Annotated in this window: 16 protein-coding genes; 5 read left to right on the top strand and 11 right to left on the bottom strand. The window is 47.9% G+C overall.

Going from position 1 to position 18,155, the window contains the following annotated elements; genetic code table 11:
- Window positions 1-454 precede the first annotated feature (454 nt).
- Window positions 455-820, bottom strand: a complete 366-nt coding sequence (gene trxA / locus NG833_RS06725) for a thioredoxin (protein WP_256555850.1) — start codon at window positions 818-820, stop codon at window positions 455-457.
- A gap of 328 nt (window positions 821-1,148) precedes the next feature.
- Window positions 1,149-2,312 (bottom strand): GuaB3 family IMP dehydrogenase-related protein, encoded by a 1,164-nt coding sequence (locus NG833_RS06730; protein WP_254564538.1) that lies wholly within the window; start codon window positions 2,310-2,312, stop codon window positions 1,149-1,151.
- A gap of 234 nt (window positions 2,313-2,546) precedes the next feature.
- Here NG833_RS06730 and NG833_RS06735 point away from each other — a divergent pair, with 234 nt between their 5' ends.
- A complete protein-coding gene (locus tag NG833_RS06735) occupies window positions 2,547-2,924 on the top strand; it encodes a VOC family protein (protein WP_254564557.1) in 378 nt (125 codons plus the stop codon).
- Window positions 2,925-3,165: 241 nt separating this feature from the next.
- The gene (locus NG833_RS06740; RefSeq protein ID WP_254564539.1) at window positions 3,166-3,732 is read left to right on the top strand and encodes a Uma2 family endonuclease; all 567 of its coding nucleotides are present in this window, start codon (window positions 3,166-3,168) and stop codon (window positions 3,730-3,732) included.
- On the opposite strand, the gene NG833_RS06745 is transcribed toward NG833_RS06740, so the two are convergent.
- From NG833_RS06745 to NG833_RS06765, 5 genes are read right to left on the bottom strand one after another with little or no spacing between them, the layout of a single operon-like run.
- Complete coding sequence (locus tag NG833_RS06745) at window positions 3,729-4,652, bottom strand: ABC transporter permease (RefSeq protein ID WP_254564540.1); 924 nt, start codon at window positions 4,650-4,652, stop codon at window positions 3,729-3,731. The two genes, NG833_RS06740 and NG833_RS06745, sit on opposite strands and share 4 nt — an antisense overlap.
- Before the next feature lie 46 nt (window positions 4,653-4,698).
- Window positions 4,699-5,661: an ABC transporter permease gene (locus tag NG833_RS06750; RefSeq protein WP_254564541.1), complete on the bottom strand. Its 963-nt coding sequence runs from the start codon at window positions 5,659-5,661 to the stop codon at window positions 4,699-4,701.
- 51 nt (window positions 5,662-5,712) lie between these two features.
- Window positions 5,713-5,856, bottom strand: a complete 144-nt coding sequence (locus NG833_RS06755) for a hypothetical protein (protein ID WP_254564542.1) — start codon at window positions 5,854-5,856, stop codon at window positions 5,713-5,715.
- A 51-nt stretch (window positions 5,857-5,907) separates the two neighbouring features.
- The gene (locus NG833_RS06760) at window positions 5,908-7,635 is read right to left on the bottom strand and encodes a peptide ABC transporter substrate-binding protein (protein WP_254564543.1); all 1,728 of its coding nucleotides are present in this window, start codon (window positions 7,633-7,635) and stop codon (window positions 5,908-5,910) included.
- 22 nt (window positions 7,636-7,657) lie between these two features.
- Window positions 7,658-8,005 carry a hypothetical protein gene (locus NG833_RS06765; RefSeq protein WP_254564544.1) on the bottom strand — a complete coding sequence of 116 codons (348 nt, stop codon included), beginning with the start codon at window positions 8,003-8,005 and terminating at the stop codon, window positions 7,658-7,660.
- A 307-nt stretch (window positions 8,006-8,312) separates the two neighbouring features.
- Between NG833_RS06765 and NG833_RS06770 the strand changes: the two genes are divergently transcribed.
- On the top strand, window positions 8,313-9,206 hold the full coding sequence (locus NG833_RS06770) for a DUF4384 domain-containing protein (protein ID WP_254564545.1): 894 nt from the start codon (window positions 8,313-8,315) through the stop codon (window positions 9,204-9,206).
- A gap of 56 nt (window positions 9,207-9,262) precedes the next feature.
- Here NG833_RS06770 and NG833_RS06775 read toward each other — a convergent pair whose 3' ends face one another.
- From NG833_RS06775 to NG833_RS06790, 4 genes are all read right to left on the bottom strand, one after another.
- A complete protein-coding gene (locus tag NG833_RS06775) occupies window positions 9,263-9,508 on the bottom strand; it encodes a hypothetical protein (RefSeq protein ID WP_254564546.1) in 246 nt (81 codons plus the stop codon).
- Window positions 9,501-9,683 carry a hypothetical protein gene (locus NG833_RS06780; protein ID WP_254564547.1) on the bottom strand — a complete coding sequence of 61 codons (183 nt, stop codon included), beginning with the start codon at window positions 9,681-9,683 and terminating at the stop codon, window positions 9,501-9,503. The genes NG833_RS06775 and NG833_RS06780 overlap by 8 nt, the downstream gene beginning before the upstream one ends.
- Before the next feature lie 9 nt (window positions 9,684-9,692).
- A complete protein-coding gene (locus NG833_RS06785) occupies window positions 9,693-9,920 on the bottom strand; it encodes a hypothetical protein (protein WP_254564548.1) in 228 nt (75 codons plus the stop codon).
- Between the two features lie 152 nt (window positions 9,921-10,072).
- The gene (locus NG833_RS06790) at window positions 10,073-10,498 is read right to left on the bottom strand and encodes a hypothetical protein (RefSeq protein WP_254564549.1); all 426 of its coding nucleotides are present in this window, start codon (window positions 10,496-10,498) and stop codon (window positions 10,073-10,075) included.
- Window positions 10,499-10,818: 320 nt separating this feature from the next.
- On the opposite strand from NG833_RS06790, the gene NG833_RS06795 reads away from it, so the two are divergent.
- Both NG833_RS06795 and NG833_RS06800 read left to right on the top strand, forming a co-directional pair.
- On the top strand, window positions 10,819-16,275 hold the full coding sequence (locus NG833_RS06795; protein WP_254564550.1) for a CHAT domain-containing protein: 5,457 nt from the start codon (window positions 10,819-10,821) through the stop codon (window positions 16,273-16,275).
- Window positions 16,276-16,787: 512 nt separating this feature from the next.
- Window positions 16,788-18,152, top strand: a complete 1,365-nt coding sequence (locus NG833_RS06800) for an adenylate/guanylate cyclase domain-containing protein (RefSeq protein WP_254564551.1) — start codon at window positions 16,788-16,790, stop codon at window positions 18,150-18,152.
- Window positions 18,153-18,155: the final 3 nt, after the last annotated feature.

Here is an 18,155-nt window from a genome sequence, read left to right on the forward strand (position 1 = left end):
GCGCTTCGGGAAGCGCCTCTACAAAGGGCGCTTCCCGAAGCGCCCCTACAAATACACCTTGACAGGGCTAGGGTTTCTGGCCCTGACTTTGTTCCTAATTCTCAGTCTTTTTGTGGAGAAACCGGGTTTCTAATCGCTACTGAACCCCTAGACTCGATCCGGTTCGGTCCGTCTTAACCGGATGCCAGAGGGAGGGCACAGAGGGCAGAAAGGATAAACCCGCCCGAGTTCAACCTAGGGCGGGAGAGAGTTTGGACTCCACAGAGTCCAGCGATCGCAAAGTTGATCTGGAGCAGTTCAGTTTGAGTGGAGTCCAAAGAAAATTAAGAATTAGGCTCTAACAATTAAAAGATTTAATGTTGAGCATTCTAAATTCTGAATTCTCAAGAACCAACATTTCGTTATGAAATCTCCAGACAATCCGTTTACTAAGGGAGTTTCGATGGTGAGTCGATTACTTTGCTGCTATATATTTTTCTAGGGTATTAGCCAAGGTGGTTTTCGGCACGGCACCGACCACCATATCCACCCGTTGGCCGCCTTTGAAAATCATTAAAGTAGGAATACTTCTGATTCCGTATTGGCTGGCTACGTTCGGGTTTTCGTCGGTATTGACTTTAACGACTTTAACCTGACCGTCGTACTGTTGGGCGATTTCATCGACAACAGGGGCTACCATCCGGCAAGGTCCGCACCAGGGTGCCCAAAAATCGACGAGAACTGGAACCTCGCTATCAAGCACTTCTTGCTTAAAAGTAGAGTCTGTAACTTGTGCGGCTGCTGACATTGCCCTTGATTCCTTTTCTATAGGGTTTCTCAACGAGTAATTTTACCATCCTAGAACCGATCGCCTGTGGTCAGACTTCCTGGCAAGAGGGTAGCACGGGGCTAAATCTCATGTATTGAGTCGATTTAGTTTAGGACGATTGGTTTGGATGCAGATTTTAGTTTAGTCTATTTTGGCATTCTAACAAGTCATCCTAAATAAAAAACCGCCCGAACAGAAGTCCGGGCGGAGTGTGGTGTGAGGAGTGAACGGAAACATGCGTCTCCGCTATATTCTATTCTAAACTACAGATTGCTGTGATGGTGTAAAAATTGTGCAAAGTTTTACACCACCTTTACACCACCACCGAAGGAAAGTAAATTTACTTACCCATGCCGAGTTGTTGGGCTTTTTGATAGACTTTTCCTTCCGTGAGCAAAGAAGGAGCGATCGCCACTTCCACCTGTTGCATTTCCTTCATGTCCTTAGCGCCTAAAGTCCCCATACTGGTTTTTAGCGCCCCTAAGAGGTTATGAGTCCCATCATCCAGACCCGCTGGCCCCCGGAGAATCTGTTCTAAACTCCCGGTACTGCCCACCCGAATCCGCGTCCCCCGAGGCAACACCGGAGAAGGCGTCGCCATCCCCCAGTGATAGCCCCGTCCAGGAGCCTCGTTCGCCCGAGCGAAGGGAGACCCAATCATCACCCCATCGGCACCACAGGCAATACATTTACAGATATCTCCCCCAGTTACCAAGCCCCCATCAGCGATGATAGAAACGTATTTTCCAGTTTCCCGGTAGAAATTATCCCGCGCCGCAGCACAATCCGCCACTGCCGTTGCCTGGGGAACCCCAATACCTAAAACCCCGCGAGAAGTACAAGCGGCACCGGGTCCAATCCCGACCATAATCGCTGCTGCACCGGCTTTCATTAACTTCAGACTCACCTCGTAGGTGACGCAATTTCCCAAAATCACGGGAATGGGCATTTCCTGACAAAACTTAGCCAAGTCCAGAGGGGTGATGGACTCGGGAGATAAGTGATCCGTGGAAACCACGGTCCCCTGGACAAAAAATAAATCGGCCCCCGCTTTGGCAACCGTTGCCCCATACTGAGCGGCCCCTGCCGGAGTCGCACTGACTGCGGCGATCCCGCCTTGGCTCTTAATTTGATGAATACGCTTCTCGATTAACTCTGGCTGAATCGGTTTGGCATAGAGTTCCTGCATTAATCCCACAAACTCTTCTTTGCCGACTGATGCAATGCGATCGAGAATCGGTTCGGGATCTTCATACCGGGTTTGGATGCCTTCCAAATTCAGGACACCCATTGCTCCCAATTGAGAAAGCAAAACTGCCATGCGGACATCGACGACTCCATCCATTGCACTGGCGATAATCGGGATTTCTCTCTCAATCCCGCCCAGGGTCCAGCGCGTATCCGCTAAAGAAGGATCTAGCGTTCTCGTACCCGGGACTAAGGCAATTTCATCTATTCCGTATGCCCTGCGAGCTGTTTTGCCACGCCCAATTTGAATGTCCACTGCTTCTATCCGTTCCCAAAACTATTTATGCTAGACTATCAAATTTACAGGCAAACTGACCTAGAGTTGTCATTTGTCATTTGTCATTTGTCCTTGGTCGTTGGTCATTTGTCCTTTGTCCTTGTTTGATCGGGAGGTGGGGGAGATTCGGCGCTGAAGCTTGCGATCGCCACTTTAGGCCCGTCAGAACTTTAGAATAAGAATAGAAAGAAAGTTCATAAAACTTAAAGGATGATGAAGCTGAAACGGATCGGACATATTGCCATTCGCGTCACGGACCTCGATCGCGCGGTGCATTTTTATCACAACTTAGGCATGACTGTGGTCTGGAAGGACCCTGATTGGGCCTATTTAAAAGCCGGAGAGGATGGATTGGCCCTCCTGAGTCCCAGCTACCAACACGCAGGACCCCATTTTGGCTTTGTCTTCAGCGATCGGGCCGAAATTCAGTCCGCCTACGATCGCCTCAAAGCAGAAGGGGCCGACGTTCGGGAAATCCACGATCACCGCGATGGCACTGCCTCTTTTTACGGCAAGGACCCGGATGGGAACTGGTTTGAATATCTCTACGAACCCACGGCGATCGATCAACCCGCCCGGACCACCCATTAAGGTTCTCACTTCAACCTACACCCAACCAGAAACCGGGTTTTTGCCTAAATTTACGAGTCCCCATCCAAATTTTGGATAAAAACCCGGTTTCTAGCCCCCCCGACACCCAACCAGAAACCGGGTTTTTGCCCTAATCTTTGTTTCTCTATCCCAAATTTGTATAAAAACCCGGTTTCTTAACCCCCATAACTCACCAAATTGAGGTATGATAGTTTTAAATAAACTTCACCTATAAAAACTCATGTCTTTAACCGTTGAACACTTGCAAAACCTGCAATCCCAACTCCAAAATGATTCCAATGATTACCAGATAGAATTACGCGAGGGAAACCTGATTGTCATGGGTCCATCAGATATTGTCTCCAGCTATATTGGTGCCCAGTTGAGTCGATTGCTGGGTAATTGGGTCACCCCTCGTCGTCTGGGGTTAGTCTTTGACTCTAGCGGTGGATTTATTCTCCCCAATGCTGATTTAACCGCGCCGGATGTGTCTTATGTGTCGCGATCGCGAATGCCGCGCACAGTCCGGTATTTTAGTGAAGTGGTTCCGGATTTAGTGGTGGAAATCAAATCCCAAAGCGATCGCATTACTAAACTTCAAGAAAAACTTCAAATGTTTCTGGGACAAGGGGTAAAAATGGGTATTTTAATCGACCCCGATGAATTAACCGTTACCCTCTATCGCCCCAATCAAACCCCTATTCTGTTTACCGACAACGATATCCTGACCCTTCCCGAATTGCTTCCGGGATGGGAATTACAAATTTCTGATTTATGGCCCCCAGTGTTTGAAGAGAATGGGGATTAAATAGAACGACTTTGAGGGTCGAGGGCGTCGCGTAATCCATCGCCGATATAATTAATGCTGCTGACGGTGATAAAAATTGCTAGTCCTGGAAAAATTGCTTGATGGGGGGAGGTTTGTAAGTAATCTCGGGCATCATAAAGCATTCGTCCCCAGGTGGGAACGTCGGGAGGAAATCCTAATCCAAAGAAACTGAGGGTGGATTCGGTAATAATGGCATTCCCGATCGCCAAGGTTGCAGAAACAATTACCGGACCGATAATATTTGGTAAAATATGAATCCAAATAATCCGCCGGGGAGATGCACCTAATGCCCTCGCTGCACTCACAAAATCTAATTGTTTAACGGTTAAAAATCCGGCCCTAACCAGTCTCGCCACAGACATCCAGGTGAGGGAACCAATCACCCAAACAACTAGGATAAAAATGCCCAACTCTGGTCCAGCAACTGCCCGAATCGGTTCACGAAAGAGGTAAACCACTAACAGCAGTAAGGGTAACTGCGGAAGGGCTAAAAATAAGTCAGTCAGGCGCATGAGTAAGGCATCAATAATGCCGCCATAATATCCAGCAACTGCACCGATGAATACCCCGACAGTAATCGCCACTAACATGGCAGCGACACCCACGGCGATGGAGATTCGTCCTCCAGATAACATTCGGGCGAGAATATCTTGACCCAGGGAATTGGTGCCAAAGGGATGATTCCAACTTGGACCCATTGAGGACCGACTGAAATCAATTTCATCAATGGTGGTGGTGTAGAAGAAGGGACCGAAGATAACGCAGAGGAGGATAATAGTAAGGGCGATCGCACCTAAAACCGCCATTTTATCTTGATAAAATCTTTGCCATGCTTTTTTACCTAAATTTGGGTTAAAATTTGGCGGTATTTCGGTTTGAACAGGGCTTGCATTGGACATAATTATAACGGAATGGTTGGATTATTATGATAAATTCAAAAGAGAACTATGAATGATGTTTTACCCTTGGATCTAATATCGCATAAAGTAAATCAGCAATCAAATTGAAAATGACAATTAATACCGCATAAATAAATGTAATTGCCATCACCACAGGGGTATCGCTGCGATAAATAGAATCAATTAACAGAGAACCAATTCCTGGCACTCGAAACACCTGTTCCGTGACTAATGCGCCCGTAAATACCGCAGGAATATCGAGGGCGACCAGGGTAACGACGGGAATCAACGCATTCCTTAAAACGTGCCGTTGGATCACCCTAAATTTCGATAGTCCTTTGGCGTAGGCGGTGCGGACATATTGCTGATAGAGTTGTTCTAAAATCGAGGACCGGATAAACCGCATTAAAATCGCCGCTTGATACAGTCCTAAAACAGCAATTGGCATAATGGACTGCTTAAGTTGGGCGATAAAACTATTCCAATCCGTTACCCTTAAGGTGCTATTATAGATAAAGGGAAACCAGTTGAGTTGAACGCTGAAAATAATGATAAACAGCACTCCGGTGAAAAACGTGGGGAGAGAAAACCATAAAAAGGCAAAAGTTGTTGCTAGTTTATCTAGTAGAGAATAGCGGTTAAGGGCGGAGATAATGCCCAGGGGAAAGGCGATTAATATCCCTAAGAGATAGGCAGAACCGACGACCCATAACGTAGTCGGTAACCGTTGCAGTATTAAGTCGATAACGGGACTGCGACTGGTAAAAGAATATCCCATATCTCCGGTAAAAAAGGCGAAGGCCCATTTCATATATCGGATATGAATCGGTTGGTCCAATCCAAAGGAACGCCGCAGATTTTCTCGCACTTCGGCGGTGATGGCAGGATTCGTGGCAAATTCTCCTAATGGGTCGCCCGGTGCTAATGCTAAGATGGTAAAAATGACCAAACTAATGGCAATTAAGGTGGGAATGGAAATCAGCAGGCGTTTCAACAAATAGGTTTTCATAGGCACAAAAATAATCAGTTTTAAGCAACCGAATCCAGCAGGGGTTGAGGTTCAAATCCCCTCCAATTGATGCGATCGGGACCCATTGTAGGGGCGATTCGAGAATCGCCAGTCCAGAGGTTCCAATCCCCTCCAATTGATGCGATCGGGGTCTTGTAGGGGCGATTCGCGAATCGCCCGTCCAGATGGTGTCACGTTCCCCTGTAGGGGCGATTCGCGAATCGCCCGTCCAGGAGGGGATTTAAACTATCTCCGTCGCCATTGGTGGATGTTCCAAACGACTCTATCCCAGGAGGTTAATTCGACTCCTTCTAGGGTGTTGCTCACTGCGATCGCATCGGCGCGATGGACTAAAGGAATCACTGCCACATCCTCCACTAATAAATCATTCATTTGTATAAATAATGCTGCCCGATTTTCCGGGTTCAATTCCGTAGTGGACTGTTGAAACAGTTGGTCATATTCCGGATTACAATAGCGGGAGGTATTGCTACCGGACCAGTTATTTTCAGGACGCGCAATTTCCCCGCAAGTGAAGGTTTGGAGGTAGCGCGTGGGGTCGGGGGAGGTGTTGCCGGTGGTCACCATTTGTAAATCCGCATAAAAGCGATTCAGGGAATCAGTATTTGAGGGATCGCCGGAGAAAAAGATGCTGGCATCAATACTTTTGATTTCCATTTCTACCCCGATGGTTCGGAAGTTTTGTTTGATGATTTCCTGGGTTTTCTGACGCACGGGGTTAACCGAGGTTTGAAACAAAACACGCATTTCTACTCCATCTTTATCCCGGATGCCATTGCCATTGGTATCCTGCCAACCTGCGGCATCGAGTAATGCTGCTGCTTGTTCTAGGTTAAATTCAAATCGGGTATTGGGGGAGAGATAGGTGGGGGGAGAAACGAGAAAATTGGGGGTGGGGATGCCGGTGACACCATAGAGTTGCTCAGAAATGGTATTGCGGTCGATCGCCAGATTGAATGCCTGTCTCACTTGGCGATCGCTCAAAAAGGGATGGGGGAATTCCAAACTAGAGCGATCGCCTGCTGCTGTTGCACGATTCGGGTCAGTTTGATTCAGTTGAATCCGTTCGCTTAATGGACCAAAATTTGCCATCACTTGTCCTTGTCCCCCCGCTTCTAATTGTTCTAAAACCAGGGGTTCGACTTGCAATCCATAAGCATAATCCGCATCTCCCGTTTGTAAAACCGCCCTTGCTGCGGAAGTAGAATCCCCACCGCCTTTGAGTTCAATTCGCTGAAAATAGAGGTCTTCTGCTTCTCGGAAATAGGGATTCGCTTCATAAACCACCGTATCCCCGGGTCGAAATTCTACGACGCGATAAGGACCTGTTCCCACAGGTAATAAATTACCCGGTGCTTGTCGAGAATTTGCGCCAGTATAATCGGCAAAAATATGTTGGGGTAAAATCATCCCTTCGGACCCGACAAAGGGTAAAAACCAACCGGGATTAACCGCCTTAAAATTAACTTTAACAGTTAGGGGGTCGATCGCTTCCACTGAGGCGATCGCATCATAATTAGAGGAACTTGCCGAAGCAGTTTCGGGATTGGAGATAAATTCATAAGTAAACACCACATCAGCAGCAGTGAAGGGAGTGCCATCGGACCATTGTATATCCGGTTTGAGTTGCCAGGTTACCGATAAACCATCTGCTGCCACTCCGCCATTTTCCCCAGTGGGAACTTCTGCCGCCAAGAGGGGGATTAACTCCCCCTGATTATTGAACGTTGCCAGGGGTTCTAAAGTAATTCGACTCGCTTCCCAATCCTTGAACCCCACAGATAGATGAGGATTGAGAATGGTTGGCGCTTGCCAGTAGAGTAAGCGGAGGACCTCCGGTTGTTGGATTTGGCGGGTGGGGTTCGTCCCGCATCCTGACAACAGGGATGCAGCGAGAAATGGTAGCGCCAACAGTGGCAGGATAAAAGGACGGCGATCGCGCTGCTGTTTCAAATTTTTCCCTCCCAGTGACGGTTTAAAACTCTACAGTATCAAGAAAACCCGGTTTTGTCTTGGGAGGGACGACGGCGATTAACGGCACCCGGTTTAATGTCCCCCCTCCCGGATTCACGGAACTGGGTTCACCAGGGACCGAACCCAGTCCATTGAGTACACAAAAGGCGATCGCCACCGGCAACAAGGCGATCGCCTTTTGACGCCGGGTAGAAGTGCGATCGGTTTTGTCTCCAGTCCAGTGCCACAATAAGCAGATAACGCTCAATGCACAACCAAAATAACTATCAATATACAGTCCTATTAAATTCGGAATAACGCATTCCATCAGTTGCCAAACTTTGGGGTCTAGGGGGATTTTGTTGCTCATGGGTTGAACTCCGAACGGCTATATCCCCATTAAATGGATTGGCAAAATCACTGTAAACCGTTCACAAATACAATTAAATATTTGTTTCTCCGAGTTACTTATCCGCGCATAAATCCCTCTATTAATTGCTTGAAATCACGGTAAATAAATTTATTTACGGAAAAATAAGTTTAAATAACGACAAATAATTTGCCCGATTTGGGCCGATTTTGCCGGGAGTTTTTTTCAAACCCATGGTAAAGTAAGAACAGTAACCGACCCGGCACTTTTAACTACCGGGATATTCAAGCAAAATAGGAGAGCGGAAATGATAGAACTTCCACTAGCCACCTCGTTACACGAAGAATTTCTCAATAATTTTACCAACGACGTTATTCCCTCTTTAGGTAGTGACAACGAGCGGTTCTGCTGTTGGTATCGCTTTCATCCGAAACACAGAAATATTCGCAATACCGAGTTAGCCGTACAAATCAATGAAGAGGCATTAAACAAGTCCTTTACTCAAAACATTGAACAGTGTTTAGGGAATGTCATTAAAAAGATAATCCTCAGATTTGGCGAAAAGATGGCAGCGGATGGGATAGCGCTTGACTTGTTGCCAAGAACAAGAGGGCGGCAACCCCAACATCCGGATTACAAAGCCCCTTGGCAAATCATTTATCAGTGGTTGTGGGAAATAGACTTTCCTCGGCAGGGGTGGAAATTGGCGGAGGAAACGGCGACTTATGCGATGGAAGAATTGCAGATGATTGATTTAAAATCCCAGGACCGGGATTTGTGCTTGAATGGGGTGAAAAACCCGGTGACGATTTACAAAGGGGAAGAATATGCCTTACAGGTGGATTTCCCGCAAACGGGTCATTTGCTCTTGATTAATCAGGGGGTATCCGGTAAGCGGTATTGCCTTTGTCCGTCTCTGGCATTTTCTGTAGAAACCCAGGTTACGCCGGATAAAAAACTGCATATTCCCAGTATCAAGGCGTTAGCCAGTTCTTTGCAATATACGGATATTGGGAACGAGTATTTTCTGGCAATTCTGACAGACCATCCGGTTCAGTTATCCTGGGTGAATCCGAATTATAAACCGGGAGATATTGTCGTCACCGAGGAACGATTGCGGGAGATATTTCAGCAGGTGGGACGGCAGTGGAATGCCCGGGTATTTTCTAAGAAATTTGAGGTGGTGGAGTTCACCCCCTAACCCGGCGGGGGTTTAAACCCCCGCCGGGTGACGCCACCACACAGTTTAGGCAAGGATTAGTCCTCGCGGTTAGATTTTTCTACCATTTTTTGGAAAAGCCAAGACTTGGAAACATCATCCAGAGAGGGGAGGAGGTGGAAATTAAAATATTCTTCCCACACTTCAATCCCATATTTGGCAATAAAGGCATTTTCCAACTCTTGAAATAGGCTGTAGTTACCCGCTTCAATGGATTCCAACAATGAAATCATTTGTTTTAAAGGGACTTTGGCCGTTTCTGTCAATACTACTGAGTTACTCATCGGGGTAATCCTCCAATATGCAAATAAATCGTAAAGGGTTATTTTGGGTATCGATGATTTCGACTAACCGCTTCCCCTTCCTTTTAGCAATCTTTTGGCAAGCTGTTTCAGTAGCCGCCGCCGCCCATTCTCGGCCTTCTTCACATGGGTCCCACTCTTTTTTGTTTTCAGTCATGAAAGGGATTTAAGGGTTATGTTGTGACCAATTGAAGTGCTTTGCTAAAATTTCGGCAACTATCTCATTTGCCTTTACTCCTTTTTCCTCTGCCTGTTGCCTGACTAAGGCATCCAGACTTACAGGAAGGCGCATGGCGATCGCAGCCCCCCTTTTTTCCCGGTAGGGACTGCCAAATTTTCCTTGATGGGTCCTGGGTTGGCTAACTTTTCGCGGTTGCTTGGTTTCGGTTAGCATATCACTTCCTCCTGTCGTCCTCCCTATCCTAGCACCGAGTTACACGGTGATGTCAGTCCAATCAGATTATCCGTGTTACGCGGCAGAAACTCATTAGATATTCTGATGCCACCAGAAAGAAGCAAGAAGTAACCCCCTCTCCTAACCTCAGATTAAGCAACGGATGTTTTTTCCCGAGATGCAATTAAAGGAGTCAAATCAATGCCTTTCCAATCTTTAATAAATTCACAGATGATTTCCGGAGTAAAGGTTTCCCTGCCTCTAAAAAACGCAAATTGTTTGGTATGAACATTCAGCAGAAAGTGCAAAATATTACAATGGTCTTTCACCCCAAAGGGACAATCTCCCGCTTTCCAGTTATCCACACTGGCAGCATAGTCAGCAATTGCCGTGAGTGCGGGTTCTATCTCGCTATCATGCTGTTGGCACAAATCCAGTAACTCGAATGGGTCCTGGGCAACTTCGCACAGCAGATGGAGGGCTTCACAAGGAAGAGTGGAACGCTGACGTTGAATAGTTTTTAAAGATTTGCAAACCTCTAAAGATTGGTGAAATTTTTCGAGAGATAAGGGGTTCATGATGATATCTCCTGTCTTTTAAACGTTGATGCAAACCCACAGTTCCAATCCGTAACCATTGAGCATTGGGCAATGAATCCTAGGGATAAAATAGGTTAAATCCCTCAGAAAAACCCCCATCAGTTGATGCCACTTACATAAGTTTATCCGATGCCCTGATGATTTTTTGGACCTATCTGCGCTCATCTTTATCGAGATGCGTCCCTCGGTCCGGAGGCAGAGAGTTGGGTTATTCGGGGTTGGTTTCGGGAATATTAGATAAGGGAATAAGACTTTGACCTGACGGAATATTAGTTTACACAAGTATTGGAGGTTGACTGATGTCTGATAATCTGCTTGAGCAAGTTAACTCGCTAAACAGGAAGGCAGAAACCGCTTACAAGGAAGGTCAGTATGAGCAAGGAATTCAATTTGCCCAACAAGCGTGTGAACTGGGGAAAGATGGATTGGGTGAGAATCATCCCGTCTATGCCAGCAGTTTGAACAATTTGGCTGGATTGTACAAAGCAAGGGGGCGGTTGACGGATGCTGAACCGCTTTTGCGGCAAGCAATAGAGATTTTTAAAGTGCAGTTGGGTGAAAATCATCGCGACTATGCCATTAGTTTGAACAATTTGGCTGGATTGTACAAAGCAATGGGGCGGTTGACGGATGCTGAATCCCTTTTCTGCCAAGCAATGGAGATTGACAAGGTGCTGTTGGGTAAGAATCATCCCAGCTATGCCACCAGGTTGAACAATTTAGCGTCACTCTACCAGGCAATGGGGCGGTTGACCGATGCTGAACCCCTTTATCTGCAAGCAATGGATATTTTAAAAGTGCAGTTGGGTGAGAATCATCCCGTCTATGCCAGCAGTTTGAACAATTTGGCCGGACTGTACTATGCAATGGGGCGGTTGACGGATGCTGAACCCCTTTTCTGCCAAGCAATGGAGATTGACAAGGTGCAGTTGGGTGAGAATCATCCCCACTATGCCGCAAGCTTGAAAAATTTGGCGTCCCTGTACCGAAAAATGGGGCGGTTGACGGATGCTGAACCCCTTTTCTGCCAAGCAATGGAGATTGACAAGGTGCAGTTGGGTGAGAATCATCCCCACTATGCCACCAGCTTGAACAATTTAGTTGCACTGTACTATGCAATGGGGAGGTTGACGGATGCTGAACCCCTTTTGCGGCAAGCAATGGAGATTTGGAAGGTGCAGTTGGGTGAGAATCATCCCGATTATGCCACCAGTTTGAATATTTTGGCCGAACTGTACAAAGACATGGGGCGGTTGACGGATGCTGAACCTCTTTTGCGGCAAGCAATGGAGATTCGGAAGGTGCAGTTGGGTGAGAATCATCCCGATTATGCCCAAAGTTTGAACAATTTAGCTGTAATGTACAAAACAATGGGGCGATTGACGGATGCTGAACTCCTTTACCGGCAAGCAATGGAGATTTGGAAGGTCCAGTTGGGTGAGAATCATCCCGACTATGCCACCAGTTTGAACAATTTGGCGGGACTGTACTACGAAATGGGGATGTTAACGGATGCCGAACGCCTTTCCGTACAAGCAATAGAGATTAGAAAAGTGCAGTTGGGTTCAAATCATCCCCACTATGCCCAAAGTTTGAACAGTTTGGCGGGACTGTACAAAGAAATGGGGAGGTTGACAGATGCCGAACCCCTTTTCTTGGAGTTAATAGAGATTGAAAAGATGCAGGCGGGTTCAAATCATCCCCACTATGCCCAAAGTTTAAACAATTTGGCGTCACTGTACAGAGCAATGGGACGGTTGGCGGATGCCGAGCCCCTTTTGCGGCAAGCGATGGAGATTAGAAAAGTGCAGTCGGGTTTGAATCATCCCAATTATGCCCAAAGTTTAAACAATTTGGCGTCACTGTACCACGCAATGGGGAGGTTGACGGATGCCGAACCCCTTTTCTTGAAGTTAATAGAGATTGAAAAGGTGCAGTTGGGTGAGAATCATCCCCACTATGCCACCAGTTTGAACAAGTTGGGGGGACTTTACAGAGCAATGGGGAGGTTGACGGATGCCGAACCCCTTTTGCGGCAAGCAATGGAGATTGAAAAGGTGCAGTTGGGTGAGAATCATCCCCACTATGCCAGCAGTTTGAACGATTTGGCGTTACTGTACTACGCAATGGGGCGGTGGACGGATGCCGAACCCCTTTTGCGGCAGGCAATGGAGATTATAAAAGTGCAGTTGGGTGAGAATCATCCCCACTATGCCCAAAGTTTGAACAACTTGGGGGGACTGTACTACGCAACGGGGAGGTTGACGGATGCCGAACCCCTTTTGCAGCAAGCAATGGAGATTTTTCAGGTGCAGTTGGGTGAGAATCATTTCGATTATGCCCAAAGTTTGAACAATTTGGGGGGACTGTACAGAGCAATGGGGAGGTTGACGGATGCCGAACCCCTTTTGCGGCAAGCAATGGAGATTTTTCAGGTGCAGTCGGGTGAAAATCATCCCCATTATGCCACCAGTTTGAACAATTTGGGGGGACTATACAGAGCAATGGGGAAGTTGACGGATGCCGAACCCCTTTTGCGGCAAGCAATGGAGATTTTTCAGGTGCAGCCGGGTGAGAATCATCCCGATTATGCCACCAGTTTGCACAATTTGGCGTCACTGTACTACGCAATGGGGCAGTGGACGGATGCCGAACCCCTTTTGCGGCAAGCAATGGAGATTACGAAAGTGCAGGTGGGTGAGAATCATCCCGATTATGCCACCAGTTTGAACAATTTGGCGGGACTGTACTACGAAATGGGGAAGTTGACGGATGCCGAACCCCTTTTGCGGCAAGCAATGGAGATTAGGAAAGTGGAGTTGGGTGAGAATCATCCCGATTATGCCCAAAGTCTGAACAATTGGGGGGGACTGTACTCCACAATGGGGAGGCGGACCGATGCCGAGCCCCTTTTGCGGCAAGCGATGGAGATTACGAAAGTGCAGTTGGGTGAGAATCATCCCGACTATGCCAGGAGTTTGAACAATCTGGCGGAACTATACAGAGCAATGGGGAGGCGGACAGATGCTGAACCCCTTTTTCGGCAAGCAATGGAGATTCAGAAGGTGCAGTTGGGTGAGAATCATCCCGATTATGCCACCAGTTTGAACAATTTGGCGGAACTGTACCACGCACTGGAGCGGTGGACGGATGCCGAACGCCTTTTTGTGCAAGCAATAGAGATTCAGAAGGTGCAGTTGGGTGAGAATCATCCCGATTATGCCCAAAGTTTGAACAATTTGGCGGGACTGTACTACGCAATGGGGAGGTGGACAGATGCCGAGCCCCTTTTGCGTCAAGCAATGGAGATTCAGAAGGTGCAGTTGGGTGAGAATCTTCCCGACTATGCCAACAGTTTGAAAAATTTGGCAATCCTGATGGCGGCAATGAATCGCCCTCAAGAAGCATTCCAACTCATGCAGCAGGCAACCCAAATTCAAAACCGGACGATTGGTGAAATCTTATCGATCAGCAGTGACAGGCAGCGCCTGGAATATATGCAGCAAAACTATTGGCAGTTAGAGGTATTTCTCTCTCTGATTACCCAATATTTGTCGGAGGATGCAGCAGCGAAACAAGCGGCGTTGGATTTGGTTTTGCGGCGCAAGGGGTTGGCGACGGAGGCGGGTTTGTTGCTGCGATCGCTCATCTTCTCCGGACGTTACCCGCACCTGATGCCGGAATTTGAGAAGTTGCGCCAATTGATTCAGCAAGTGAGCTTTTTGACGACCCAGATGCAGAATCAATCCGGGGAACAGTTGTCCGGTTATCGGGCAGAATTGGCACGGATCACCCAGGAACGAGAGGAGGTGGAACGATCGCTGAGTCGTCAAATGCCGGAGATGAACCTGCAAATGCACTTGAATCATGCCAGTCGGGAGGCGATCGCCCAAGCTCTCCCCAATGGGTCAACTCTGGTGGAGTTTGTGCGATTTAATGTCTTTAATTTCAAGGCAGTGAAAGCGCATGGGGATAAACAACGGTTTCCAGCGCGATATCTGGCGTTTGTGTTGCCCGCAGGAGAGGCGGCAGGGGTGGAAATGATTGATTTAGGGGAGGCGGAGGAGATTGATCGCCTCTGTCAGACATTCCGCCTCTCGGTTTCCGACAAGGAACAGTCTCACCCCAGTCGCGACCTCGCCTTACCGACGGACAAAACCCCCGTGGAAAAAGCACCTGAGTCGGGTTCCCCCCTGCTCTACACCACCTCGGAAGGGCAGAAATTGTATCAAACGCTGATTGTCCCCCTGAAACCCTATTTGCAACCCCAGCAGACGGTATATATTGCCCCGGATGGGGAATTGACCACCCTGCCTTTGGGGATTTTGTCCCAGGAGGGAACTGCCTATTTGATGGATGAGTATGGGTTGCGCTATCTGAGTGTGGGGCGAGATTTGTTGCGGTTCCAGTTCCCGATTCCCGTGGACTATACGGACTCGTTAGTGATTGCCAATCCCGATTATAATTTGCGGGTGGAGGGATTAAAACTGCCCAAACAGCCGCAACCGATCGCCCAGGAGATGACTCCCCCACCGCCCAAACTGGAGAAATTAAAACCGCCGAAGCAGCCGCAACCGATCGCCCAGGAGATGATGTTAGCAGTGGCAGGGGCGATCGCCTTTCTCTCCTATTTCATCTTATTAGCTGTCTTTCCGATGGCAATTTTGCTGCTGGTTTTCGGAATGCTTTGGTTGGCGGTGGTGGTCCACAACGCTTCCTATGGCGATCGCTTACACCAGTTTGAGAAACAAGCGCGAGAGTACGATCGCCAGGTGACTCAACCGATAACCCCTGAAGGCGTTACTACAAACGTTCGTAGTGACTCCTGGAGGAATCAACCCATCCCGACTCAACCGACTCAACCCGCCTCCCCGGTTTCTGAGGAAGTGCGATCGGTATTGCGGGAGTTGGGAGAGGGTGCCGGTGAAGTCTTTACCAAGCTGCCAGGGACGCAAATTGAAGGGGAGTTGATTGCTGAATTATTGGGGGTTCCCCTCTATACAGAAGCCCAGGCGGTGAAATCCTTGCTGTCTCGGTGCCGATCGCCCAAAATTGTCCATATCGCCACTCATGGTTATTTTCTCCCCATTGACCAAACTCCCCCGGACTGGGGAATGTTCCCACAAATTCGGGGAAGTGAGACAAACCCCGGGATGCCGTTATCCGTTCGCAGTCGATACCGGGTGGAGTTCCAGGACCCGATGACGCGAGCCGGTTTAGCCTTGGCTGGGGCGAATACGGCGCGGCAAGGGGGCATTTTGCCGGAACCGGCGGAGGAGGGGGTGTTGACGGCACAGGGTGCATTCCAGGTGGATTTAACCGGGACTCGGTTGGTGGTGCTATCGGCTTGTAATACAGCTTTGGGTGATCCGACCATTGGTGAGGGGGTACTGGGATTACGGCGCTCTTTTATTGTGGCGGGTGCAGAAACCGTGGTGATGAGTCTGTGGAGTGTTCCCGATGTACCCACGGCAATTTTAATGGAACGATTTTATCACAATTTGTTTGAGACGGATTTAGGTCGCACTGAGGCATTGGAGGAGGCACAACGCTATTTACAGCAGATTACCATTGGGAAAATTCGGGCTGAATGGTTAACCGAGGAAGCAATTGATGCGGTGGCACAGCATAGTTATGCCAGTGCGAAACAGTTACAGGAATTCAGCACAAAACCGGATGATTTTCAACCCTTTGCTGGGGTTAAATATTGGGCGGCATTTGTTTGTATTGGCAATCCGAGTCCCTTTCCTAAATAGGCAAGCCCGCACCCTGAAGGGTGGGGCTATACGGACGAAGCCCGCCTGCGCGGGCTAATGGAGAAAACTGACTTTTTGCAACCGAATTGGGTATCAGAAACTGGGTTTCTTGTCCAGTTTTTATAATCGAGTCCGGATGCGATCGGGTATCCAGGTATCTAGGAGTTAGAAACCGTGTTTCTAATAAGGAAGCCGGTTTTAAAAGTTACTTTATCATACAAAATCCAGACCGAAAAAGTAGTTTTTATAAACCAGCCCGCGCAGGCGGGCTTCGTCCGTATAGCCCCACTCTTTAGGGTGCGGGTTTTTATCAAAAAAACTAGGATTTATAAACCAGCCCGCGCAGGCGGGCTTCGTCCGTATAGCCCCACCCTTCAGGGTGCGGGTTCTTACCACAGAAAGGACGACTTGCCAAAAATGCTACACTCAGAGATTAATCACTGGGAGCAGAATGTGGCACACTCAGGAAAACCGATCGGCATTTAAGTCCCTCAACCGGATGGCAAACACCCATGCAGCATGACTTTATGGAAAACAACCCGGTAGCGTCCCTGCTTACCAAGGTGCTCAAGTCCCCTCTTTCTCCCCATGCCTCCCGCGATGCTGAATATGAGGCATGGCGGGACCGTTTCATGCGCAAGCGTCTGGATGTGGGGTTGTGGATTGGATTGATGGCTTTTTTGAGTTCCAGTCTGCTACAAGTGAGCAATTGGTTGTTCCGTCCCGAGGACTTTCAGGAAGCATGGTTGCGATCGCAGGTGAGTACGGAACTCAGTTTACTGTTATGTCTATTACTTCAGCATAGCAAATTAGGTCGCCGTTATCCCAGTTTAGTCTTTCTCGCCTTTTATTGGTCCGTGACAATTATTCCGCAAATTCAGGGTACTTTGTCGGGAGTTGCTAAACCGGATATCTTAGTTTGGACGATTATGTTTTTCGGTCAGGCAACCTTTACTCCCGTGCGTTGGTATCTCCATCTAGCGGCTCAATTAGGGGTGTTTTTGTACTATCTGGGGGTAAATTCTGCTTTAGGAGTAACCTTCAGTAATCCAACAACTTGGATGAAGCCTTCCGTAATGGCGTTGTATTTCTTCTGGGTCTGTTTCATTGGCAATTTGTCAGTTTATTTATATGAAAAATTACAAAAAGCTGAATTTAAAGCTCGATGGGATTTAGAAGAGGCTTATGGTCAATTGGAGGAGGAACAAAAACTTTCTGAAAGTTTACTTCTGAATGTTTTACCCCACTCCATTGCCACTCGATTGAAGCAAAACCCCAAAAATTTGGCAGATAGTTACACGAATGTTTCGGTTTTGTTTGCGGATATTGTCGGGTTTACGGAACTGTCTTCCCATATTTCCCCTTGGGAATTGGTGGAATTGCTCAATCAGATTTTCTCGGAGTTTGATGCGTTGGCGGAGTTGCATCAGTTGGAGAAGATTAAAACCATTGGAGATGCTTATATGGTGGTTTCGGGGTTACCGGAACCTCGGGATGATCATGCTCAAGCTATTGCCGATATGGCGTTGGATATGCAGCGGGCGATCGCCACGTTTAATAACAAAACCGGACAAAATTTTCGCATCCGTATCGGCATCGCCACGGGTCCGGTGATTGCCGGGGTAATTGGGATTAAAAAGTTCATTTATGACCTTTGGGGAGATACGGTTAATATCGCCTCTCGGATGGAATCTCACGGGATTCCCGGGGCGATTCAGGTAACTCGGGAAACTTATTTATTTCTAAAAGATGAGTATTCGTTTCAGGAACGGGGAAAGGTTTTTATTAAAGGTAAAGGAGAAATGACCACTTATTTGCTGACAGCAAAACTTCCACTTCTTGAGAGTATGATTCCTCCGCTTAGGGATGATGCTTGAGTC

Source organism: Oscillatoria sp. HE19RPO (assembly GCF_024220515.1).
In the GTDB taxonomy this organism is placed as follows: domain Bacteria; phylum Cyanobacteriota; class Cyanobacteriia; order Cyanobacteriales; family Laspinemataceae; genus Laspinema.